Genomic DNA, 22,993 nt, shown 5'->3' on the forward strand with positions numbered 1-22,993 from the left:
CACCGAAGCTGAGGATTCCTCTTTGAGGAGTGGTAGCGGAGCGTTCCGTAAGCCTGTGAAGGGACAGCCGTGAGGCATCCTGGAGGTATCGGAAGTGCGAATGTTGACATGAGTAACGATAAAGAGGGTGAGAGACCCTCTCGCCGAAAGACCAAGGGTTCCTGCTTAAAGTTAATCTGAGCAGGGTTAGCCGGCCCCTAAGACGAGGCGGACACGCGTAGTCGATGGGAACCACGTTAATATTCGTGGGCCTGGTGGTAGTGACGGATTGCTTAACTTGTAAGGTCTTATTGGATTGATCTTGCAGGGACGCGGTTCCAGGAAATAGCTCCACCGTATAGACCGTACCCGAAACCGACACAGGTGGTCAGGTAGAGTATACCAAGGCGCTTGAGAGAACTATGTTGAAGGAACTCGGCAAATTGCACGCGTAACTTCGGAAGAAGCGTGACCCTTATGTGCGCAAGCATGTGAGGGTGGCACAGACCAGGGGGTAGCGACTGTTTACCAAAAACACAGGGCTCTGCGAAGTCGCAAGACGACGTATAGGGTCTGACGCCTGCCCGGTGCTGGAAGGTTAAGAGGAGGGGTGCAAGCTCTGAATCGAAGCCCCAGTAAACGGCGACCGTAACTATAACGGTCCTAAGGTAGCGAAATTCCTTGTCGGGTAAGTTCCGACCTGCACGAATGGCGTAACGACTTCCCCGCTGTCTCCAACATAGACTCAGTGAAATTGAATTCCCCGTGAAGATGCGGGGTTCCTGCGGTCAGACGGAAAGACCCCGTGCACCTTTACTATAGCTTTACACTGGCATTCGTGTCGGCATGTGTAGGATAGGTGGTAGGCTTTGAAGCAGGGACGCCAGTTCTTGTGGAGCCATCCTTGAAATACCACCCTTATCGTCATGGATGTCTAACCGCGGTCCGTCATCCGGATCCGGGACAGTGTATGGTGGGTAGTTTGACTGGGGCGGTCGCCTCCGAAAGAGTAACGGAGGCGCGCGATGGTGGGCTCAGACCGGTCGGAAATCGGTCGTCGAGTGCAATGGCATAAGCCCGCCTGACTGCGAGACTGACAAGTCGAGCAGAGACGAAAGTCGGTCATAGTGATCCGGTGGTCCCGCGTGGAAGGGCCATCGCTCAACGGATAAAAGGTACGCCGGGGATAACAGGCTGATGACCCCCAAGAGTCCATATCGACGGGGTTGTTTGGCACCTCGATGTCGGCTCATCGCATCCTGGGGCTGGAGCAGGTCCCAAGGGTTTGGCTGTTCGCCAATTAAAGCGGTACGTGAGCTGGGTTCAGAACGTCGTGAGACAGTTCGGTCCCTATCTGCCGTGGGTGTAGGAATATTGACAGGATCTGTCCCTAGTACGAGAGGACCGGGATGGACATATCTCTGGTGGACCTGTTGTCCTGCCAAGGGCATAGCAGGGTAGCTATATATGGAAGGGATAACCGCTGAAGGCATCTAAGCGGGAAACCCACCTGAAAACGAGTGTTCCCTATCAGAGCCGTGGTAGACGACCACGTTGATAGGCCGGGTGTGGAAGTGCGGCAACGCATGAAGCTTACCGGTACTAATAGCTCGATTGGCTTGATCGTTCCCATTGCTCGTGTTCATCACACGATGCATCTGACGTGTTCAAAAAGACAAGAGACATGAAGGCTATTGCCTCCATCCTCTCTTCACCAGCTTCTCAAACGTTGCGCTTCGCTGACCTGGTGGTTATGGCGGGGTGGCTGCACCCGTTCCCTTTCCGAACACGGCCGTGAAACGCCCCTGCGCCCATGGTACTTCGTCTCAAGACGCGGGAGAGTAGGTCGCTGCCAGGTCTGCAAAACGCAACGCCGGATAAACCCATCTGGGTTTGTCCGATGATTTAAATCTTCTCGACACAAAAACGGCTAAGCCGTGTTACAATAGGCCGCTCAAAAGCGGCCTTTGTCGCTTCTAAAGGCATACAGTTATACGCCCGGCTCCGAAATAAGGTGCCACGGGAACACGGGACAAATCCTTCGGATTTGCCCGGATCACGCAAGCCGCAACGCGGCTTGCTCAAGCTCCGACGAACCCCAACGGTTCGCTCAGGGCGGACAAACCGCAACGCGGTTTGCTCGGATAGCGCGGGGTGGAGCAGCCCGGTAGCTCGTCAGGCTCATAACCTGAAGGCCGCAGGTTCAAATCCTGCCCCCGCAACCAACTTCCCACATAACATTCCAATATCAATACCCCAAAGCATTCCGCTTCGCTGGCGATACCGCCGCAGCCGACGGACCATAACCGGAAAGCCCAAGCTTCATAGCCTCCCACCGATACCAAATACACGAGAGCCCGCCATCGCGCGGGCTTTCGTGTATTTGGTAACCGCTCGACGACCTAACGCCTGCTCAGGCAACGAGGCACAGCGCGACGGCCACGGCGGAACAACTGCCTTGAATCCGAGCATTCAGGGTGAAGCATAAGTGTCGCCGCCGGCTATCTGCATGCACGGCGAACCCAGCCAGTGCCCGAAGTCGCAGACCCGGGCGCGCTTCCACTAGGATTTCCATCCGCCCGATGTATCCGACCTGTACTTTGGCATCGTGTGGCCAATGCTTCCGTTCGATAGGCTCGCGCGCCGAGCTGGCGCATTCTCCCCGGCATTGGTCGTGACCGACCGCAAGAGCAACGCGATTTTAAAAACCGCAAATCGGGAGACTGGACATGAAAATCCTTATTATTGGCGGCACGGGCCTCATCGGTTCAAAGACGGCGGAGAGGCTGCGCAAGAAGGGTCATGAAGTAATAGCAGCCTCCCCGAATACGGGGGTTAACACCATTACCGGCGAAGGATTGGCCCAGGCCGTCGCTGGAGCACAGGTCGTGCTTGACCTGGCAAATTCGCCATCCTTCGAGGACAAGGCCGTTCTGGAGTTTTTCGAAACCTCCGGCCGAAACCTGCTTGCCGCAGAAGCGGCCGCCGGCGTTAAGCATCATATCGCGCTCTCGGTCGTCGGGACCGAGCGCCTGCCGCGCAGCGGCTATTTGCGCGCCAAGATGGCCCAGGAGAATCTGATCAGGAGTTCCGGGATACCCTATACCATCGTTCACTCGACGCAGTTCTTCGAGTTCCTGGCCGGCATCGCTCAGTCGGCAACCGTCGGTGAGACCGTGCACCTGCCGGCCGTCAATTTTCAGCCGATTGCGTCGGACGACGTCGCTGATGTCATGGCGGACGTGGCGCTTGCGCCGCCGGCGAACGGCATCGTTTACATCGCCGGGCCGGAGAGGGGGCGCTTCACCGACATTGTCGCGCGGTTCCTGAAAGCGGCCAATGATCCGCGCAAGGTCGTTGCGGATCCGCACGCACTCTATTTCGGCACGGAGTTGGATGACCGCTCGCTCGTCCCGGAGGAAGGCGACAACCCGCGCCTGGGCGCCATCGGCTTCGACCAGTGGTTCAGCCAATCTGCTCGCAAGAACTGACGATCGATCATCACGGCGTCAGTGAAAATGCCAGCAAAACAATGCGTGCTCGCCCGCTCGCGCATTCGCACAGAGGCTGACGCTGTTCGTTCCCAAGACTTGCTGGTGTTGTGAAAGTGGCGCCGCGTCGCGGCGCCACCTCGATCGGGCTCTTCGGTCTCGGGGATAGCCGAAACCTCGAATGAAATGCTTATCGCCCTTCGGCCGCAGGCCGCGGGCGTTGTCAGGAGGCCATGATGCGGATCGAACGACTAAACACAATGACATCGGCTCGCCTGATGGTGATCGATATCAACGCCACGCTGGAAACCGCCGCCCTCTCGCTTTCCAATCCCGGGATAGGATTGGCTGTCGTGAGCGGCGAAAATGGCAAGGCAACCGGCGTGCTCAGCAAGTCCGACCTTATTCGCCACCTTATGGACCGAGAACCGGACGCTTCGGTGGTGACACTCATGAGTCGGAATATCGTTTCCTGCGATCCCGATGACGAGCTCCTGGCCGCCTGGCAGATCATGGTGGCGCAGCGTCTGCAAAACATGCCGGTACTCGGCGCGGATTCGAAGCCTCTCGGCGTTCTCGATATTCGCGATGCGATGAAGGTGCTGTTTGAGCAAGAGCAGCTACAGGAGCATATGCTCGCAGATTACATAACGGGATTGGGCTACCGGTAGCCGATGGCGGCCTGAGATTGCCTAACCGGCCCGATGTTCAAACATTGCCGACATTAGCCGTCGTCGCATCCCATCGCGCCTGGGATTGAGGCGGTTCTTTCACATTTGCCCGAGCCGTCCGGCTCGCAGGAAGCTTTTCCACGCGCGCCGAGATGATCATCATGCTGCAGCTATATCTTGAAGGACTTGCGAGGGCTTCACTTGCATGGCTGATCACTCTCGAGCTGGCCGGCATCGTCGTGTGGCATTTGATCCCGCGCTGGCGTGTGAACCTCCGGCTTGTCGTGGAGATTGGCTTCTTTGCCGCGATGACCGCCGTTCTCATCGGCAGCGACATCTCGCCTATCCGGTTTCAAGGCTACGGCCTGGAAGACGCGCATGCTTTTGCCGTCATCATGGCGAAATTGCTGTGGTGGCTCCATCTCGCATGGGCGATCATCGGCTTCGTACGCATCTATCTGGTTCTAGAAGGCAAGCCACACGAGGAGCACCTTCTCCAGGATATCGTGGTCGGGCTGGTCTATCTTTGCGTCACCTTGTCGGCGCTGGCCTTCGTGCTTGGCATTCCGATCGGAACACTGGTCGCCACATCAGGCGTGATTGCTATCGTCCTCGGTCTGGCACTGCAAAACACCCTCGGAGATGTCTTCTCCGGCATCGCTCTTACTCTCGGGCGGAGCTATTCCCTGGGCGATTGGATTCTGCTCGCGGACGGGACGGAGGGGCGTGTCATTGCCAGCACCTGGCGGTCGACACAGGTTCTGACCGGAGCAAACAACGTCGTCGCTCTGCCCAACAGCGTCCTTGCCAAACTCGGACTGACGAACATCAGCCAGCCCGATGAAACGCATCTTCTCAAAATGACGGTGCGGGTGGCGCCGACGCGGATGCCCTCCATCGTCGAGGACGTCATGCAGTCGGTCTTGGCCGGTTGTAATTCGATCGTCAGGGAACCGCCCCCACAGGTGGCGCTGAAGAATTTGGACGCTGTCGCCCTGGAAATCGAGCTGCAGTTCTGGGTCAGGAATCCATCGCTGCGCACGAAAGCCCGAAATGAAGTGATGGATCTGTTTTATCGCCACTGCAAATCCGCCGGATTGCTGTTGGCGATGCCACCATCGGCTATCGCACTCATGAGCGAACCGCCCAGCGAAGAGCGCGCCAAGCCGCCTGAAATAACGCCGCTTGCCCTCATTGAGGCGATTCCCATTTTCTTCGGTCTGACGATGTCGGAGAAGGAACTTCTGGCCCGATCATGCGCGGTCCGTGAATATCAGAAGAACGACATCATTGTTCATCAGGGAGAAATGCTGGCCTCGATGATGATCATTCGCGCAGGGATCCTCGCAATGCGCTATGGCGAGCAGGAACAGAGACGGCTTTCGCCCGGGGATTTCTTCGGCGAGAGCGGCTTGCTTGCGGGAATGGGCGAAGTCTGCACACTGCAGGCGCTCACGCGCGTCACCGTCTATGAAATCGATCAACAGAGCTTTGCGCCGCTGCTCGGCGCGCGCCCGGCCATGGCGGAGGAGATAGCTGCAAGACTCTCCGCCCGAGCCGATCATGTGCGCCATCTGCCTCTCTCCAAAACCGGACAGGAGCGCAGTGCGCGCGCCCTCCTGAAGGCAATGCGGACGATCTTCGGCAGCTAACGCTTATCAAGCGTACCGCCATCAGTGACAGCCTGTGCGAACCAAACCTCATTGGAGCCACCGACATGCTCGGCAGCTTCCCATGCGACGGCTTGGCTGTTGCCTCGGAGATACCGAGCCTTATCTCGTGCCAGTCAATTTCGAGAATGGTTGAGGTTCTGGTGCTTTACCGAGGATGGGCTTTTTTCCCCTGAACTTGATGAGAATGTCTTCGCCGTCCACGGAAGCCCGCGTGCGCTCAAGATCTTCCCGCTCGGCAACAGCCTGATTCCAATGTTCCTGATCACGGCCGTGCGGACGGCCCGCTTCTTCCCACAGAGAATATGCACGTCTTTTGATCCACTCATGTCCCTGTTCAGTCGGCATTATGCTCTCCTCCACATCAATGATTGTTTTTTGGAAATTTTTGTCTCGACGCATGCCGTGCCGGCGGACGCCAATGCTTTGGTGGGAATTTTCGCGCCCCTCGATCACGCACAGAAAACCATCATCTGAAGGGAATGTTCCCGGCCTTTGATAAGAATCATGGACGCCGTGGATCGGCGCATTTGAAAGGGTGGGCTGAGCTCCCTTTTGGGAGCCATGACAACCATGGCCCCTTGACGCTCAGAGGTTGCTTCACAATTATCCATTTAGTTACTAGCGTCGCGCTTGGTTCGAGAGACATCGCGTTGGCGAGCGTCGCCTATTCATATCCCAGGAACCAAGCGGAGGATGCGATGGTTACCGCCGTTGACGTCAAAGCCCCACTGATATCGCTGGCATTTTCGACACTGGGCTGCGCAGAGCTGGAATTGGATGAAGCCCTGGCTCTGGCCGCACGTCATGGCCTCGATGCGATCGAAATTCGTGCTCTCGGCGGTATGATCGATCTGCCGGCCTATTTTGCCGAGCGGTTCGGCACTCCGGCAGGCCTTGTCCATGCGCTCGAGCGAGCCCCTGTGGCCATTTGTGCGCTCAACACGTCGATGCGCCTCGTCGGCGCTACGCCGCAAGCGAAGGAAGAGTTCCTGCGTTACCTTCCCTGGGCCGAGGCGGCCGGCATAAAAGCGTTGCGCATTTTCGATGGCGGCAGCACGGGTGATGCCGGCGAACTTTCCGAGGCGCTGTCGACACTGGAATGGTGGCGCGAGACGGCCAGGCGCGAGGGTTTTGCATCGGATATCATGGTGGAGACACACGATTTTCTGGTGCATCCGGACGCGCTCGGCCGCTTTCTGGAAGCGGCACCCGATTGCGCCCTGCTCTGGGATACGCATCATACCTGGCGCAAAGGCGGACAAGATCCCGCGGAGACCTGGAAGCAAGTCCGTCGCAATACCAGGCACCTGCATGTGAAGGACAGCATCTCGAAGCCGAGCGGGAAGCTGCCATATACTTACACGCCCCCCGCCGCCGGCGAGTTTCCGATGGCGGCGCTGCTCTCTGCATTGGCCGCCGATCGCTATGACGGCGTCATGAGCCTTGAATGGGAGCGGCTGTGGCATGCAGATCTCCCCCCGCTCGACCACGCCCTGCGGGAGGCAAGGCAAGCGAACTGGTGGCCGCAGTCCGATGCAGGCGATCCCGAACGGTAAGCCTGTCAGGATTTTAACGGAACCCGTGCCGGAGAAACTTGGGCGTCTAAGCCATGCTTCAATATAGCGGCCCCATGGTTCGCGGCGGAAGATTGTCGCCGCCCGCTTCGGCAGTAATTGAATTAGTAACTAGAAAAACTCGTATCAATTGAATGTTCGATGACACTAGTTTACATATTAGTAATATAGTGATTCTAAGTCAGTTGTCGCCCTGATGCGACATTTCTGCTTGGGGAAGGAAAATTCTAGTTACCTTGAGCTAAAGGGTCCGGGAGATGGAAAAGGCGGCTTTTAGGCACCAGAAATCCCATGCTCCCCCTTTCTTTGCGTCTTTTTCAGACGTCTCCTTTTCTTTCCGAATTTCTGTTTGCTGCCCATCTTGCAGCCTTTGGAGGCTTGATGAGCGGTAGAGGCAACCGGATTGACAAGGGGCATAGCGCCCTGATTTTAAAGGCAATCGCCAAGGGCGGCTTGAGCTTTGTCGTACAACCGATCCATGACGCCCAAGACATTGAAGCGATCCTCTATGCCGAATGCCTGGCGCGTGTAACGGATGCCGAGGGTGTCGTTCACACCGCAGGCGCCTTCGTGCCGCAGTTGGAGCGACTGGAAGGTCGCTTCGACCTCGATCTCCGCATGCTGGAGTTGGTTCTGTCTGCCTTGACGGCGGATGCGGCACTGACACTCGGCTGCAATCTATCCGCAGCCACTTTGTCCGCGCCGGATCGATTTGCCGATATCTTCAATCGAATCAGCCGCCAGCCCGAGCTCACGTCCCGGCTTGTCGTTGAAGTTACCGAGACCTATCCGCTCGTCGGCGCGCCCGTCGAGCGGTTGAAGATGATACGTGCACTCGGTTGCCGCATTGCGATCGATGATTTCGGCACCGGCTATGCGACCCCCTCGCACCTGCTGCAGGTTACGGCCGATATCGTCAAAATCGATGCGTCCTTCATCCGCGATATCAGGCCCGGCCGGGATGGCCATGATAGCCTGTATCACTTGGTCGGTTTTGCATCCTGTCTGGCGCCCCTGGTTGTTGTCGAGGGCATAGAAACCGAGGCGCAATTGGAGGCGGCACGCTCGACCGGCGGGACGCATGCGCAAGGCTTCCTTCTGTCCAGGCCCATGGCGCTTCAGCAGCTTCCTCAAATGCGTAAATTCGGCCTACGGGAGGTTGGATGAATATTCCGCGCCTTGTCTCGCGAAGCTGCTCGGCAAAACGAACCTGGGGCCAGGAGTCCATCGGGGGGACGCGCGGCTTGATCGCGGAGGTGACGGCATGATCAAACATCCTTCCTTCGCTCGGGACCATGATTTCTCGGCCGCACAGGATGTGCAGGCGCAAGCTCGGCTTAGTCTGCTATTCGAGGAGTTGCAGGGCCTGTTCCCCGGCGTTTCGTACATCGGTAGCGACTTGCCGTTCGCTCTTGTGGGCGGAGACGAGCCGCACATCATTATTCACAACATCTCGGGAAATGCCTCCGGACGGGTCACGATCGATCCCGAAAACGGCCTTTATGTCTTTTGTGAACTCGACAGCGCCACCGGCATCGTACTGGCGACGGCGAGCGAAGAGCGGCTGATCGATGAAATCGTCGCACACCTCTCCGCCAGCGACGACAACCTTGTGCCGCGCACCGTGAACACCGCCGTCGGCGTTCTCGTCGGCCAGACCGTGGAGGATGTCGAGCGAAAACTCATCCTTCAGACCCTGCGTCATTGCAACGGCAATCCAACCTATGCCGCCTTCATGCTCGGCATTCCCCTTATCCTCCTGTGTACCAAGCTGGCCACCTACTTTGCAGATCCTGCAAAGGACTTTGCAGATCCTGCAAAGGATTTTGCGGGTCCTGCAGAGGACCTTGCAGATGCGGCTGGCCATGCAGAGCCCGTGAAGAAAGACCGGCAATGAGCAGGCGTCCTCATCAAGAAATGCCAAGGGTGCCGCAACCAAAACCTGTGGAGTTTGAAACCGATGCAAGATTCACGAATGGCTTTGTACATGAAGCAGTCACGCGAGGCGGCCGACGCCAGGCCACATGAGATTCGGGAAACGATGATGGACGCTTTCAATAGTAGAAGAGACCTGCCCCAGTCGCAAACGCATGTTCTGTTTGACGGCTGTGTGAAGATTGTTTCGGCCTATGTCAGCCACAACCCTGTTCTTGCCGGGAGCCTTCCGAAGCTGATCGCGGATGTGCATGAAGCGCTGCAGGCTTTGAATGGATCCGCATCTCCGATGGAGTCAGCCAAGCCTGTTCCGGCCGTCGATCTCAAGAAATCGGTGACGAACGACTACATCATTTGCCTCGAGGACGGGAAACGCTTCAAGACGCTCAAACGGCACCTGCGCGTTCATTACGGCATGACGCCCGAGGAATATCGCGCAAAATGGGGTCTTGCTCCCAACTATCCGATGGTCGCCCAGAATTATGCGAACCGCCGTTCGGAACTCGCCAAGCTCTCCGGCCTCGGCGCCAACGGCAACAAGCCGCAAGAATAATGGCGCCTCAAGGGCGCCATCATCTCTTGACGATATTTTGGACTGCTGAGCCGCAGCTCGATAGCCCGGCGGCACCGGTCAAAAGACCTGGCGGAGCACGATGAACAGCACGAAGGCAAGCGCGATCGAGGCGGGCAGCGTCAGGATCCAGGCCATCAGCATGTTGCGGACGGTGGACCACTGCAGACCGGAACCGTTGGCGGCCATCGTGCCGGCGACGCCGGAGGACAGGACGTGCGTGGTCGAAACCGGCAGGCCGAGATGGTCGGCCGCACCGATCGTCAGCATGGCGACGACTTCGGCGGCGCCGCCCTGGCCATAGGTCAGGTGCGTCTTGCCGATCTTTTCGCCGACGGTGACGACGATACGCTTCCAGCCGACCATGGTGCCGAGGCCGAGTGCCAGCGCCACCGCAACCTTCACCCAGAGCGGAATGAACTTGGTCGCGTGATCGACCGCGGCGTGATAGTTGGTCACGGCCTTCAGATCATCCGGGCTCATCTGCAGCAGCTTCTGCTTGTCTATGAGCTTCAACGATTCACCGATCAGGTAGATGTCGTTACGAACGTTGCCGACGAGGCCGTTCGGCAGTTTTTCGACGCTCGGATAGGCGGCGATCTCGGCACTGGTGGCGTGGATATAGGCCTGCAGTGCCGGTGTCGTTTCGTCCGTCCAGGTCTTGCTCTTCACGGCAACGCTGACGGCAGCCTTCGGGTCTGCAGGCGTGGCGATGCCGGCCTTCACATACTTGCCGAGTACCGTCTCGACCTGCGCCGAGGCTGCCTTGTAGGCATCGAGGTAATTGACATCGGGCGTCTTGTTCAGCGCGAAAGCGGTCGGCACCAGGCCGATAAGGATGAGCATGATCAGACCCATGCCCTTCTGGCCATCGTTCGAACCATGGGCGAAGCTGACGCCGGTGCAGGTGAAGATCAGCAGGCCGCGGATCCACAGCGGCGGTGGCGTATTGCCCTTCGGCGCTTCATAAAGCTCCTTGTTGCGGATCAGAACTTTGGAGACCAGCAACAACACAGCGGCTAGGCAGAAGCCGATGATCGGCGACAGCAGCAGCGACAGGCCGACATTGCTTGCCTGCGACCAGTCGACACCGCTCGTGGCGGAACCGGCCGGCGCCAGGAACTGATTGGCAAGACCGACGCCGATGATGGAGCCGACGAGCGTGTGCGAGCTCGAAGCCGGCAGGCCGAGATACCAGGTGCCGAGGTTCCATACGATGGCGGCGGTCAACAGGGCGAAGACCATGGCAAGGCCGGAGCCCGAGCCGACCTGCAGGATCAGTTCGACGGGCAACAGCGCCAGAATGCCGAACGCGACGGCACCGGAAGAGGTCAGCACGCCGAGGAAATTAAAGAATCCCGACCAGATAACCGCAAATTCGGCCGGCAGCGAACGGGTGTAGATGACGGTAGCGACCGCATTGGCCGTATCGTGGAAACCGTTGACGAATTCGAAGCCGAGCGCGATCAGCAACGCCAATCCGAGCAGGATCCACGGAACCGCCGCCGCATTGGCAAGATCGTTGCCAAGGGCATAGCCAACGTAAGCAAGGCCGCCGAGTACGACGATGCCGAAGAGCGGCAGGAACCATTTGGCGGAACCGCCTGCGCCGTGAATAGGATGGTCACCACCCTCCGAATTGCTTGAAACGACGTCGACCATCTCAAACTCCCTATCGCAAATAAGGTCTTCATTTAAGCGCGGTTGATGACGCTCTCGTGACGCGTACTCGTGGTGTCGATACTGAACTTCTTGTTGCGAACGTCTCTCCTAAGGCGGCAGTGGGCGACACGCGCATTGCAACTCCACGTTCAACGTCTTGATTTTGCCGCGAAAAGGCCTTTTTCGGTTCACCCGGGGTTCAGCCAGCGGGGATTTAAATCCGCTTGTAAGGGACTTGAATGGAGATCATCACGATGAGATTGCCCGTGATTGCCGTTGCTGCCGTACTCGGCAGCCTTGTCGTATCTTCGGCAGAAGCAATGCCTATCGCCGCTGTTGGGACCGTGGCTAAAGCGCCGGTCGTCAACGTTGATTATGCCTGCGGCCGTGGCTGGCATTTGACGCCGCGCGGCGTATGCCGGCCGAACCGCTATGGGCCGCCGCGCGGTTATGGCTGGGGATATTACAGGGCGCCACCGCCGCGTTGGGGCTGGTATGGCCATCGTCCCTATTATCGTGACGGATGGGACGGTGGTTGGCGAGGCCGGCCGCGTGATTGGTAAAATAAGACACCCGCCGTCCGCTGACGGCGGGTGTCGTCTACTAGAGCGGGAAAGCGATTCATGGAATCGCTTTCCCGCTCTATCTCTTTGTTTTTACGCATTCCGGACGGAAAACCGTTTCGCACTTTCCTGGAATTGCTCTAATCGGCAATGGCCGGTTTCGTCCGCAGGAGCCGCGCGGTCGACCACAGCGCGGCCACTGCCGTCATCAGCGCCAGCATCGTTGTTGCGAGGCTTTTGACGTGCAGAAAGATGCCGGCGAGCCGTGGCCGGATCAAGTCGGCGGTGTTGAAGCCTTCGTTGCTGAATTGGCAGAGAATAAGCGACAGATTGTTGCGTACCAGCGCGCCGTCGATCTCCGAGACGAGGTCGCCGGCGGCAGCCATTTCGTCCTTCATCGTCCGCATCTGCAGCAGCGCCATCTTGGCGGCGGCGAGATAGGCATGCGAGCATTCGTTAAAGGGACTGTCCTCATCGCCAACGCTTCCCGGCATGACGCCCCAAAGGCAATAGGCACGCTGGATTTGTGCGTAGTTCAGGACGCGACGGAAGGACTCGTCGGTATCGGACGCCGATGAGGCAAGCGCGATGATGCGCCCGTAGTAAGGAGCGATCACGGCCATTTCGCCATGGGTCAAGCTTGGTATCGGAATGCCCGCACGAGTTCCGGACGAGCTGCCGCTATGCGCCTTCGCCTCCAGCGGCAAGCCGAGTGCGCAGATCAGATAAAAGACCGAAAACAGAATGGCTGGTCGCCGCCAATATATCCCCCGCAAAAAGTCATGCGGGGGACATGTCAGGCTTGCCATTTCAGGCCCGGCGCATGGATGTGCGACCGTAGCGAACCTGCGGCAGGTCACGTTCGGCCCATGCCCCGAAGGCGAGGCCGAGTGTCGCCCACAGGATCGCGTGCATGCCGAGCGACGCGATGCGGAAGCGCCAGAGCACGACGGCGGAGAACTGCTCCGGCACTTCGTTGATCGTCGGCAGGAGGTATTGAACCAGGCCGATGAACACGATGTAGGCGATGCCAGCGAAAATCACGCCGTTCCATGAACCGTAGCGTGTTACCAGACCGCGGACGAGGGACACCGCGGCAACCATGGCGACGACGGAGGCAACGATCATCACGAAGAACAGCTCGGTCCTCGCGCCGATAGTGTCCGGATTGCCGACCGCCGGCGGATTGGCCGGATATTTGATGTCGGGAACCAGGGAGATGGCGATGAAGGCGGCGATTGCCAGCAGCGCGGCAGTGCCGCGGGCGCCAAAGGGGCTGATACGGCCATAGACATAGGCGAAGACCAGGGCAAAGAGCCCGCCGACTGCCGTTGCATAGACCAAGGCACCGGTGAAGAGGCCGAGGCCTGCCTGGGTGGCGCGGCTGACGATCTCCGGTTCCGGGGCTTCGCCTGCCGCCTGGGCAGCCTGCTCTTCAAACGCGATCGCCCGCTCGACGAGCGGCTCGCCGAAAGTATGGGCGAAGGCAAAAATGAGAATACCCGCCAGCACTCCGACCAGCATGCCGCGGAGCAAAAGACGTCCAACCATGTTCCAGACCCCTTAGTGGCAGGGGAACCCGAGCAGGTGGCGCGCGTCGTGCACGAATTCGTGCACATACGAGCCCGACATCAGCGCGGTCGCACCTTGCTCGGCGCCGATGAAGTAGATCGCCAGCATGAGGAGAAGACCGGCGAAAATCGCCCAAGGCAGGATTTCGCCAACCGGGATCGGCGTCGGGATTGCGGTCGGTGCGAAGGTGGTATCAGCCATTTTATTTCCCTTTAAGAAGAGCGCGTTCCATTTACGGAAGGGTTTTTTACGGGAAGGGTCTGGCTCTCTAGGGGCGGTATCCGCCCTTCGATTACAGTGGCGCGACCGCGCCGGGATTTCACCGGCTTCCACACCCGTAAGACTAAGCTTATAGCTGGCTGCAAAGACGATTGTCAATCAAGGCGTTGCCGTGATCGAAAGTCGCGGCAGCGGACCCGGTCTGAGGATATAGGATATTATGAGAGCGCGTTTGAGCTGGGTCTGCCACGGAATGACCGAAGCCAACCGGAAGAACCGGTTTCCGGTGGATGAGCCGCTGGAGGCAAAGGCCACTCAACAGGCCGGCCTGCTTGCCGCGCAGCTTGGAACGGTCGACCGCGCGTGGACGAGCCCGGCTCTACGGGCCGGCCAGACGGCTGTGGCTATGGGACTTGACGCTGCAACGGAACCATCTTTCCGCGAGTGCGACTATGGGCGCTGGCAAGGCCGGTCGATCACCGAGTTACACGAAGCCGATGCGGAAGCGCTGTCGCGGTGGATGCTGGATTTGGATGCGGCGCCGCATGGTGGCGAACCCTTATCCGCCGTCCTCGCCCGCGTCGGCGATTGGATGAAGAGCCACACCGGCGAGGGCGGTCACAGCGTCGTCGTCACGCATGCGACCGTCATCCGTGCCGCTATTCTCCATGTGTTGCAAGCGCCGCCTACCGCGTTCTGGACGATCGATGTGGAATCGCTCGGCATCGTGGAGATGACCAGCGACGGCCGCCGCTGGCAGCTTCGTTTTCCGAATGCCGTAAGATAGTGGTTAGCGGCTCGCCTTCGCTCGCTGCCGCTCAAAATAGATAAGATAGGCGGCAAGGCCTGATGTCATCACGGCAAGCCCGTACCATGTGATGGCGTAGACGAGATGATTGTTGGGGAAGACGATCTGCGTCAGGCCACCGACAGGCAGATCGCCCGGATTTTTCGTATCGTCCGCATCGATGAAATAGGGCGCGACGTTTTGAAGGCCCCGCGCGGCGGCGATCGCCGTAACGTCGCGGGAATACCAGCGCTCTTCCGATGGCACGTTGGAGCGCAGCAGCGTGCCCCTCGGCTCGTTGATCCTGAGCAGGCCGGTGACGGTCGTCTCGCCAGCCAGCTCGCCGGCTGGGCGGGTGTCCGGGTTGCGCTTGTCGGTCGGCACGAAACCGCGATTGACGATGATAATCATACCGTCAGCCGCTTTCATCGACGTCAGCACCCAATAACCGGGGCCGAGCGCGGTCGAGGCATAGACCTGCGCTTCCTTATCGTTGAGGAAGGTGCCGGTCGTCTGAACATGCTTGTATTCGTAGCCGGCGGCGTCGATCGCGGACCATTCCGCTGGGCCGGGGGCGGCCACGGGCGGCGCGTGCACCCGGGCATCGACGCGGGCGATCAGATCCAGCTTCCAGGACAGCCGCTTCACCTGCCAGGTGCCGAGCGCAATGAGCGCTGCGGTCAATAGCAGAAGCAGGATTACCCAGATGGCAAGCGCGAGCGTGGAGCGGGGCTTTTTGGAAAGAGTGTCGGTGGGGGTATCGGTCAAGGCGCTGAACTCCATCGGAGGCGCTGTCGCATGATTCCGAAAAGTGCGAGGCGGCGTTCGGATAAGATCATGCATCATCTAAAAAATACTGCTGCTCGTCCCATCGGATGCTCGAAGCAGTAGCCCAGCGGAAATCTTACGCTGGAAAAGCGGCGGGCATCCGTGGGGACACCCGCCGTCCGGTTTGTTACGGCATATTGCGCATCATGTCGGGCGACATGGGCATCATGTTGGAATTGAGGTGGTGCATGACCCAGAGCGAGCCGGAAAGCGCGATGACCACCAGCACGATGGTGAAGATCAGCGCCATCATGTTCCAGCCGCCTTCCGACTTGGTGTTCAAGTGCAGGAAATAGATCATGTGCACGATGATCTGGATGGCGCCGAGGATCATGATCAACACCGCCGTGACGGCCGGATCGGAGAAGACCTTGGCCATGACCAGCCAGAAGGGGATGGCAGTCAGGATGACGGAGAGGATGAACCCCGTCACGTAGCTCTTGAACGTGCCGTGGCCGGCCTCATGGCCGCCATGGCCGTGACCGTGACCGTGACCATGGCCGTGAGCGTGGGCGTCGGCGGAATGATGCGAAGAATTGGCGTTCGAGCTCATCCGAGAACTCCCATGAGGTAGACGAAGGAAAACACGCCGATCCAGACGACATCGAGGAAGTGCCAGAACATCGACAGGCACATCAGACGGCGCTTGTTAGCGGGAATGAGCCCGTGCCGGCTTGTCTGCACCATCAGCGTGATCAGCCAGACGAGGCCGCTGGTGACGTGCAGGCCGTGCGTGCCGACCAGCGTGAAGAAGGCCGACAGGAAGGCGCTGCGCTGCGGGCCGGCGCCTTCCAGGATCAGGTGATAGAATTCGTTCAGTTCGAAATAGATGAAGGCGGCGCCGAACAGGCCGGTGATCGCCAGCCACAACAGCGTCGCCGACTTGTTGTCCTTCTCCATGGTCAGCATGGCGAAGCCATAGGTGATGGAGGAGAGCAGCAGCATCGTCGTGTTGAGGGCGACGACCGGCAGCTCGAACAGGTCGGCCGGCGACGGACCGGCCGCATAGCTGCGGCCAAGCACGGCATAGGTCGCAAAGAGCACCGCGAAGATCAGGCAGTCGCTCATGATGTAGAGCCAGAAGCCGAGCATCGTGCTACCTTCCGGATGATGCTCCTCCGTCAGGTAGAAGGCGGTAGCTTCGCCATCCTTGGAAGCGGGTACGGTATGGGTCGTCATGGGTTTATACCTGTCCTGCGAGCGCCTTCGTGCGCTCGGCCTCAGTCTTCACGACCTCGTCGGCGGGAATGTAGAAGTCGCGCTTATAGTTGAAGGTATGGCCGATCGTAATGGCGATCATCGCGACGAAGGTAATGGCGGCGAGCCACCAGATGTACCAGATCATGCCGAATGCGAAGGCGATGGAGAGAACGCCGAGGATGACGCCCGTGCCAGTGTTCTTCGGCATGTGGATCGGGATGAAACCCTCCGTCGGACGCTTGTAACCGCGATTCTTCATGTCCCACCAGGCGTCGTGATCATAGACGATCGGCGTGAAGGCGAAGTTGTAGGCCGGCGGCGGCGACGAGGTGGACCATTCCAGCGTACGGCCGTTCCAGGGATCGCCGGTGTGATCGCGAAGCTCTTCGCGCTTCATGAAGCTGACGGCAAGCTGGATGAGGAAGCAGGCGATGCCGATGGCGATCAGTCCGGCGCCGAAGGCTGCGATGATGAACCAGATCTGCAGCGACGGATCGTCGAACTGGTTGACGCGGCGGGTAACACCCATCAGGCCGAGGATATAGAGCGGCATGAAGGCGAACCAGAAGCCGATCTGCCAGAACCAGAAGCTCATCTTGCCCCAGAAAGGATCGAGCTTGAAGCCGAAGGCCTTGGGGAACCAGTAGTTGACACCCGCAAACATGCCGAAGAGCACGCCGCCGATGATCACGTTATGGAAGTGGGCGATCAGGAACAGCGAGTTGTGCAGCACGAAGTCGGCCGGCGGAACCGCGAGCATGACGCCGGTCATGCCGCCGATGGTGAAGGTCACCATGAAGCCGACAGTCCACAGCATCGGCACTTCGTAGCGGATGCGGCCGTGGTACATCGTGAACAGCCAGTTGAACAGCTTCGCACCCGTCGGGATCGAGATGATCATCGTGGTGATGCCGAAGAAGGAGTTGACGCTGGCGCCCGAGCCCATCGTGAAAAAGTGGTGCAGCCAGACGAGGTAGGAGAGGATCATGATCACGCAGGTGGCGTAGACCATCGAGGCGTAGCCGAAGAGGCGCTTGCCGCAGAAGGTGGCGACGACTTCCGAGAAGACGCCGAAGGCCGGCAGCACCAGAATGTAGACTTCCGGGTGGCCCCAGATCCAGATGAGGTTGACATACATCATCGGATTGCCGCCGAGGTCGTTCGTGAAGAAGTTCGTGCCGGCGTAGCGATCGAGCGTCAGCAATGCGAGCGTGGCGGTCAGGATCGGGAAGCTCGCGACGATCAGGATGTTGGTGCAGAGCGAGGTCCAGGTGAAGACCGGCATTTTCATGAAGGTCATGCCCGGAGCGCGCATCTTGACGATGGTCGCGATCAGGTTGATGCCCGAAAGCGTCGTTCCGATACCCGCGACCTGCAGGCCCCAGATGTAATAATCGACGCCGACGTCGGGACTATAGGCGATGCCGGAAAGCGGCGGATAGGCCAGCCAGCCGGTCTTGGCGAATTCGCCGATGAAGAGCGAGATCATGATGATGATCGCGCCGGCCGTCGTCATCCAGAACGAGAAGTTGTTGAGGAAGGGGAAGGAGACGTCGCGTGCGCCGATCTGCAGTGGCACGACGAGGTTCATCAGACCGGTGACGAAGGGCATCGCCACGAAGAAGATCATGATGACGCCGTGGGCGGTGAAGATCTGGTCGTAGTGGTGCGGCGGCAGATAGCCATCGGAACCGTTGAAGGCGATCGCCTGTTGCAGGCGCATCAGCAATGCGTCGGAGAAGCCGCGCAGCAGCATGATGAGTGCCAGCACGACGTACATGATACCGATCTTCTTGTGATCGATGCTGGTGAACCATTCCTTCCAGAGATAGCCCCAAAGACGGAAATAAGTCAGCAGGCCGAGAAGGGCGATACCGCCGAGGGCAACGCCGATGAAGGTCACGACGAGGATAGGCTCGTGATAGGGAATCGAATCGAGCGTCAGCCGACCGAAGATGAATTTATAGAGGTCCGGGTTGGAAAACATGGATCGCCTCTGTCCCTTATGAATGTCTTGTTATTGAGCGCACCGGATCAGTGACCCTGATGCTGCGCCGAACCGGTCGACGAATCGGAAGAAGAGCCGTTGCCCATATCCATGCCCTGCATGGAGCCCATGCCCTGCATCGAGTTGTCGCCTTGCTGCATGGTATGGCCAGCGCTGCCGTCAGCCTTGACCGGCGTCACTTCGCCTGCATCCGCACCGCGGTTGTCGTAGATCAGGCGCTCGCGGTTTTCCTGGCTGTCCTTGCCGGCGCCGCCCTTGGCGTCGATATGCATCATCTCGCCCATGCACATTTTGCTGGGATCGGCGCACATATTGAGGATGGCGTCGTATAGGCCGTCGTCGACCGAATTGTAGTAACGCACCGGCTCTCGTTCACTCGGCTTGGCGAGCGTCAGATATTCCGGGCGGCCGAGGGTCGAGCCCTGGCTCTTGACCTTCTGGACCCATTGGTCGAAGTCGGCCTGGCTCAGACCATGGAACTTGAAGCGCATATGCGAGAAGCCGGCGCCGCTGTAGTTGGCGGACAGGCCCTGATATTCGCCCGGCTTGTTGATGACGGCATGCAGCTTCGTTTCCATGCCAGGCATGGCGTAGATCTGGCCGGCGAGCGCGGGAATGAAGAACGAGTTCATCACCGAGGAGGCCGTGATCTTGAAGTTGATGGGCGCATCCACCGGCGCGGCCATTTCGTTGACCGTGGCGATGCCGAGATCGGGATAGAAGAACAGCCATTTCCAATCGAGCGCCACGACTTCGACATTCAGCGGTCTTGTCGTGGTGGTCACCGGCTTGCCGGCGGCGACGCGGTCGAGCGGCCGGTAGGGGTCGAGCTGGTGGGTGCTGATCCAGGTCACCGCGCCGAGCGCGATGATGATGGCGAGCGGCGCCGACCAGATGACGAGCTCGAGGCGGGTCGAATGATGCCAGTCCGGATTATAGGGTGCTGTCGTGTTCGACTGGCGATATTTCCAGGCAAAGAACAGGGTTAGGAAAATCACCGGTATGATGATCAACAGCATCAGGACGGTCGAGACGACGATAAGGTCGCGTTGCTGCACGGCGATGTCGCCGGAGGGAGCCATCACCACCATGTTGCAGCCCGAGAGCAGCAAGATGAGCGGTAGGACGGATAAGCGGCTGAAAATCTTCGATAGTCTTGGCACGTCTCAAAGCTCTTTTTGTTATTGACCGTATGGCGACTAAAGGACGGCGGTCATGAACGGTATGAGGTGTTTCGTCGCACCGCAGCAAGCTTGGGTGCAATGCGGTATCGGGGCGCAACTTCCCCTATCGGGAAAATCTTGAGAAATCCAGAAGGTTTTCCAACGCGCAGTTGCTTTGTTGCGGCTAATATACCGAGATCGGCGGATATGGCTACCGGCCGCAGCGCGCCGCCGTGGGATTGTGGCGGCAAAAGACGGAAATTAGGCCAGATCCAATCGCCAATTCGCGAATTATTCCATGCACGATACTTGATAAGTTCGTAAGTTTGATAAAACATCTTACCTCGACGCGATTTCGTGGAGGAATTCGCGTCCGGAGAGGGAGGCTCCCGTATATGGCCAGCGCCACACATGAATCCTTAAATCCAACGTCTTCAGGTTTAGAACGCGATGCACGCAACATGCATGCTCGCGCCACTGTCGACCCCGGCAATATCGCCATCGGCGTGATCATCGGTCGCACGTCCGAGTTTTTCGATTTCTTCGTTTACGCCATCGCATCGGTCCTGGTTTTCCCGAAGCTGATCTTCCCCTTCGCGGATCCCTTGCAGGGCACGCTGCTTTCCTTCCTGGTTTTTTCGCTTGCCTTTATCGCCCGCCCGATCGGCTCGTTCATCTTCATGGCGATCGACCGCACCTACGGCCGCGGCGTCAAGCTGACGGTCGCGCTGTTCCTGCTCGGTGGCTCCACGGCGTCAATGAGCTTCCTGCCCGGCTATAGCGAAGTCGGCGTCTATGCGATCATCCTGCTCGCGGCCCTGCGCATCGGCCAGGGTCTAGCGCTCGGCGGCGCCTGGGATGGCCTGGCGTCGCTGCTCGCGCTCAACGCGCCCGCCGATCGCCGCGGCTGGTATGCGATGATCCCGCAGCTCGGCGCGCCGACCGGCTTCATGCTGGCGAGCGCTCTTTTCGCCTATTTCGTAACGAGTCTTTCGACGTTCGATTTCTTGGAATACGGCTGGCGCTATCCCTTCTTCTGCGCCTTCATGGTCAATGTCGTGGCTCTCTTCGCCCGGCTCCGCCTGGTCGCCACACCGGAATTCGGCGCGTTGCTGGAACGTCATGAGCTGGAGCCGGTCAAGATGACGGAGCTTCTGCGCGTGCATGGCCGCGACGTGCTGATCGGCGCTTTCGTGCCGCTGGCAAGCTTCGCGACCTTCCATCTGGTCACGGTGTTTCCGCTTGGTTGGGTGACGCTCTACAGCGCGCAATCCCCCGGTTCGTTCCTGCTGGTGGAATTCCTCGGTGCGATCTGCGGTATCGCCGCAATCGTCTGTTCCGGCCTGCTCGCCGACCGTATCGGCCGCCGCAACCAGCTTGCCCTTGGCGCTGTGTTGATCGCGGCCTTTGCTTTCGTCGCACCCTGGTTGCTCGATGGCGGTGTCACCGGTCGCCATATCTACGTGGTTGTCGGCTTCACGCTGCTCGGCCTCTCCTTTGGGCAGGCCGCCGGCGCCAGCGCCTCGCGCTTCAGCCGGAACTATCGCTATAGCGGCTCGGCTTTGACCTCGGACCTTTCCTGGCTGATCGGCGCCGGCTTCGCACCCTTCGTCGCGCTCGCCCTCTCCAGCCAGTTCGGCCTAGTCTATACCAGCCTTTACCTGCTTTCCGGCGTCGTCTGCACGCTCGTTGCGATCTTCTTCAGCAAAACGCTGGAAACGCGCGACAACTGATCGAAGCTTTGAAGCATCAAGAAAGCCGCGGTGTGAAAGCGCCGCGGCTTTTTCTTTTGATCACACCTCATCTTGAGCATGTCATCTGCGCTTGGCTGGATCTTGCCGGGGAGCGACAGCCAAATCTTGACTCCCTTTTCAAACTTTTGTGATAAAAAAGAACGTGCTGAAACTTGAAAACGATAGTCAAGAAAAATATAGGCTACCGCACCACCGTCACGGACGGGTTTCAGCGAGAGGATGCCGATGACTTTTTCCTTTACCCATCTCACCAGCGCCTTGGCGCTTGCCGCGGGTCTTGCGCTTGCGCCGCTGACGGCCAACGCCGCCGATTCTGAAGGCATCGTCGTCTATAATGCACAGCACGAGGCGTTGACGCAGGCCTGGGCAGATGGCTTCACCAAGGAAACCGGCATCAAGGTGACGATCCGCAACGGCAGTGACATGCAGTTCGCCAACCAGATCGTCGAGGAAGGCGCCGCATCTCCCGCAGACGTGTTCCTGACCGAAAATTCTCCCGGCATGACGCTGGTCGACGCCAGCAAGCTCTTTGCACCGGTGGATGCCGATACGCTGGCGCAGGTACCGGAAACCTTCAAGGCGGCTGATGGCGATTGGGTCGGCGTTGCCGCCCGCTCGACGGTTTTCGCCTATGACAAGACCAAGCTGAAAGAGGGCGATCTGCCGAAGTCGCTGCTCGACCTCGCCGATCCCAAGTGGAAGGGCCGTTGGGGTGCCTCGCCGGCCGGCGCCGACTTCCAGGCGATCGTCAGCGCGCTTCTCGAACTGAAGGGCGAGGACGTCACCAAGTCCTGGCTGAAGGCGCTGAAGGAAAACGCAACACCCTACAAGGGCAACAGCGTTGCCATGAAGGCCGTCAATGCCGGCGAGATCGAGGGTGCCGTGATCTATCACTATTACTGGTTCGGCGATCAGGCGAAGACGGGCGAAAACAGCAAGAACGTCGCGCTGCACTATTTCAAGAACCAGGATCCGGGCGCTTTCGTCAGCATCTCCGGCGGCGGCGTCCTCGCCTCCAGCCAGCATAAGAAGGAAGCTCAGGCGTTCCTGAAGTGGATCACAGGCAAGGGCGGCCAGGCCGTTCTGCGCGATGGCGATTCCTATGAATATGCCGTCGGCAATGGTGCTCAGTCGAACCCGAAGCTCGTGCCGCTCAGCGATCTGCAGGCACCCAAGGTCGAGCCTTCCAAGCTGAACAGCAAGAAGGTGACCGATCTCATGACCGAAGCCGGGTTGATCTAACGCATAACCCCGAAAACTGCGAAGCGGTTTTCGGAAAGGCTTATGCGTCAATGAAGGGTAGCCCCTTGCATCCGGTCCGCATGCCCTGCTAGGGGCATGCG

Annotated in this window: 22 protein-coding genes, 1 tRNA gene and 2 rRNA genes (1 of these 25 cut by a window edge); 14 read left to right on the forward strand and 11 right to left on the reverse strand. The window is 59.1% G+C overall.

Features of this window, described 5'->3' with window-relative positions; genetic code table 11:
- The 6 genes from N2601_RS18210 to N2601_RS18235 form a co-directional block, all read left to right on the forward strand.
- A 23S ribosomal RNA gene (locus N2601_RS18210) occupies window positions 1-1,606 on the forward strand (it extends 1,288 nt beyond the left edge of the window).
- A 116-nt stretch (window positions 1,607-1,722) separates the two neighbouring features.
- Window positions 1,723-1,837: ribosomal RNA gene (rrf, locus tag N2601_RS18215) — 5S ribosomal RNA — on the forward strand.
- A gap of 290 nt (window positions 1,838-2,127) precedes the next feature.
- Window positions 2,128-2,204: transfer RNA gene (locus tag N2601_RS18220), tRNA-Met, on the forward strand.
- Between the two features lie 504 nt (window positions 2,205-2,708).
- On the forward strand, window positions 2,709-3,470 hold the full coding sequence (locus tag N2601_RS18225) for an SDR family oxidoreductase (RefSeq protein ID WP_104821563.1): 762 nt from the start codon (window positions 2,709-2,711) through the stop codon (window positions 3,468-3,470).
- Window positions 3,471-3,730: 260 nt separating this feature from the next.
- Window positions 3,731-4,141: a CBS domain-containing protein gene (locus tag N2601_RS18230; protein ID WP_260303264.1), complete on the forward strand. Its 411-nt coding sequence runs from the start codon at window positions 3,731-3,733 to the stop codon at window positions 4,139-4,141.
- Window positions 4,142-4,302: 161 nt separating this feature from the next.
- Window positions 4,303-5,793: a cyclic nucleotide-binding domain-containing protein gene (locus N2601_RS18235; RefSeq protein ID WP_104824936.1), complete on the forward strand. Its 1,491-nt coding sequence runs from the start codon at window positions 4,303-4,305 to the stop codon at window positions 5,791-5,793.
- A 120-nt stretch (window positions 5,794-5,913) separates the two neighbouring features.
- Here N2601_RS18235 and N2601_RS18240 read toward each other — a convergent pair whose 3' ends face one another.
- Window positions 5,914-6,213 carry a DUF2934 domain-containing protein gene (locus N2601_RS18240; RefSeq protein WP_445945010.1) on the reverse strand — a complete coding sequence of 100 codons (300 nt, stop codon included), beginning with the start codon at window positions 6,211-6,213 and terminating at the stop codon, window positions 5,914-5,916.
- Between the two features lie 299 nt (window positions 6,214-6,512).
- Between N2601_RS18240 and N2601_RS18245 the strand changes: the two genes are divergently transcribed.
- The 4 genes from N2601_RS18245 (at window position 6,513) to N2601_RS18260 (ending at window position 9,876) form a co-directional block, all read left to right on the forward strand.
- A complete protein-coding gene (locus N2601_RS18245) occupies window positions 6,513-7,370 on the forward strand; it encodes a sugar phosphate isomerase/epimerase family protein (protein WP_104821566.1) in 858 nt (285 codons plus the stop codon).
- Between the two features lie 399 nt (window positions 7,371-7,769).
- Window positions 7,770-8,555: an EAL domain-containing protein gene (locus N2601_RS18250; protein WP_104824937.1), complete on the forward strand. Its 786-nt coding sequence runs from the start codon at window positions 7,770-7,772 to the stop codon at window positions 8,553-8,555.
- On the forward strand, window positions 8,470-9,285 hold the full coding sequence (locus N2601_RS18255; protein WP_199773508.1) for a helix-turn-helix domain-containing protein: 816 nt from the start codon (window positions 8,470-8,472) through the stop codon (window positions 9,283-9,285). Before N2601_RS18250 ends, N2601_RS18255 begins: the two co-directional genes overlap by 86 nt.
- 90 nt (window positions 9,286-9,375) lie before the next feature.
- Complete coding sequence (locus tag N2601_RS18260) at window positions 9,376-9,876, forward strand: MucR family transcriptional regulator (RefSeq protein ID WP_104821567.1); 501 nt, start codon at window positions 9,376-9,378, stop codon at window positions 9,874-9,876.
- Between the two features lie 78 nt (window positions 9,877-9,954).
- On the opposite strand, the gene N2601_RS18265 is transcribed toward N2601_RS18260, so the two are convergent.
- Window positions 9,955-11,556 (reverse strand): inorganic phosphate transporter, encoded by a 1,602-nt coding sequence (locus N2601_RS18265; RefSeq protein WP_104821568.1) that lies wholly within the window; start codon window positions 11,554-11,556, stop codon window positions 9,955-9,957.
- Between the two features lie 254 nt (window positions 11,557-11,810).
- Between N2601_RS18265 and N2601_RS18270 the strand changes: the two genes are divergently transcribed.
- Complete coding sequence (locus N2601_RS18270) at window positions 11,811-12,119, forward strand: GCG_CRPN prefix-to-repeats domain-containing protein (RefSeq protein ID WP_104824939.1); 309 nt, start codon at window positions 11,811-11,813, stop codon at window positions 12,117-12,119.
- A 140-nt stretch (window positions 12,120-12,259) separates the two neighbouring features.
- Here N2601_RS18270 and N2601_RS18275 read toward each other — a convergent pair whose 3' ends face one another.
- From N2601_RS18275 to N2601_RS18285, 3 genes are read right to left on the reverse strand one after another with little or no spacing between them, the layout of a single operon-like run.
- Window positions 12,260-12,928: a hypothetical protein gene (locus N2601_RS18275; RefSeq protein WP_445944969.1), complete on the reverse strand. Its 669-nt coding sequence runs from the start codon at window positions 12,926-12,928 to the stop codon at window positions 12,260-12,262.
- A 1-nt stretch (window position 12,929) separates the two neighbouring features.
- The gene (locus N2601_RS18280; protein WP_104821569.1) at window positions 12,930-13,670 is read right to left on the reverse strand and encodes a CbtA family protein; all 741 of its coding nucleotides are present in this window, start codon (window positions 13,668-13,670) and stop codon (window positions 12,930-12,932) included.
- Window positions 13,671-13,682: 12 nt separating this feature from the next.
- On the reverse strand, window positions 13,683-13,892 hold the full coding sequence (locus N2601_RS18285; protein ID WP_104821570.1) for a CbtB domain-containing protein: 210 nt from the start codon (window positions 13,890-13,892) through the stop codon (window positions 13,683-13,685).
- Between the two features lie 238 nt (window positions 13,893-14,130).
- Here N2601_RS18285 and N2601_RS18290 point away from each other — a divergent pair, with 238 nt between their 5' ends.
- Complete coding sequence (locus tag N2601_RS18290; protein WP_104821571.1) at window positions 14,131-14,697, forward strand: histidine phosphatase family protein; 567 nt, start codon at window positions 14,131-14,133, stop codon at window positions 14,695-14,697.
- Window positions 14,698-14,700: 3 nt separating this feature from the next.
- Here N2601_RS18290 and N2601_RS18295 read toward each other — a convergent pair whose 3' ends face one another.
- The 6 genes from N2601_RS18295 to N2601_RS18320 all read right to left on the reverse strand — a co-directional run bounded on the left by N2601_RS18295 (window position 14,701) and on the right by N2601_RS18320 (window position 20,234).
- A complete protein-coding gene (locus N2601_RS18295) occupies window positions 14,701-15,480 on the reverse strand; it encodes an SURF1 family protein (protein ID WP_445944970.1) in 780 nt (259 codons plus the stop codon).
- Window positions 15,481-15,652: 172 nt separating this feature from the next.
- Window positions 15,653-16,078: a cytochrome o ubiquinol oxidase subunit IV gene (gene cyoD, locus N2601_RS18300; protein WP_104821572.1), complete on the reverse strand. Its 426-nt coding sequence runs from the start codon at window positions 16,076-16,078 to the stop codon at window positions 15,653-15,655.
- Entirely contained in the window at window positions 16,075-16,704 is a 630-nt protein-coding gene (gene cyoC, locus N2601_RS18305; RefSeq protein ID WP_104821573.1) for a cytochrome o ubiquinol oxidase subunit III, read from the reverse strand. The genes cyoD and cyoC overlap by 4 nt, the downstream gene beginning before the upstream one ends.
- A 4-nt stretch (window positions 16,705-16,708) precedes the next feature.
- Window positions 16,709-18,712 (reverse strand): cytochrome o ubiquinol oxidase subunit I, encoded by a 2,004-nt coding sequence (gene cyoB / locus N2601_RS18310; protein ID WP_104821574.1) that lies wholly within the window; start codon window positions 18,710-18,712, stop codon window positions 16,709-16,711.
- Window positions 18,713-18,759: 47 nt separating this feature from the next.
- Complete coding sequence (gene cyoA / locus N2601_RS18315; RefSeq protein ID WP_104821575.1) at window positions 18,760-19,896, reverse strand: ubiquinol oxidase subunit II; 1,137 nt, start codon at window positions 19,894-19,896, stop codon at window positions 18,760-18,762.
- Between the two features lie 50 nt (window positions 19,897-19,946).
- A complete protein-coding gene (locus tag N2601_RS18320; protein ID WP_158704411.1) occupies window positions 19,947-20,234 on the reverse strand; it encodes a hypothetical protein in 288 nt (95 codons plus the stop codon).
- A gap of 57 nt (window positions 20,235-20,291) precedes the next feature.
- On the opposite strand from N2601_RS18320, the gene N2601_RS18325 reads away from it, so the two are divergent.
- Both N2601_RS18325 and N2601_RS18330 read left to right on the forward strand, forming a co-directional pair.
- Window positions 20,292-21,629, forward strand: coding sequence for an MFS transporter (locus tag N2601_RS18325; RefSeq protein WP_104821576.1), 1,338 nt, complete (start codon window positions 20,292-20,294; stop codon window positions 21,627-21,629).
- A gap of 246 nt (window positions 21,630-21,875) precedes the next feature.
- Window positions 21,876-22,892 (forward strand): iron ABC transporter substrate-binding protein, encoded by a 1,017-nt coding sequence (locus N2601_RS18330; RefSeq protein WP_104821577.1) that lies wholly within the window; start codon window positions 21,876-21,878, stop codon window positions 22,890-22,892.
- Window positions 22,893-22,993: the final 101 nt, after the last annotated feature.

The sequence above is a fragment of the Rhizobium sp. CB3060 genome, from assembly GCF_025200735.1.
Classification (GTDB): domain Bacteria; phylum Pseudomonadota; class Alphaproteobacteria; order Rhizobiales; family Rhizobiaceae; genus Rhizobium.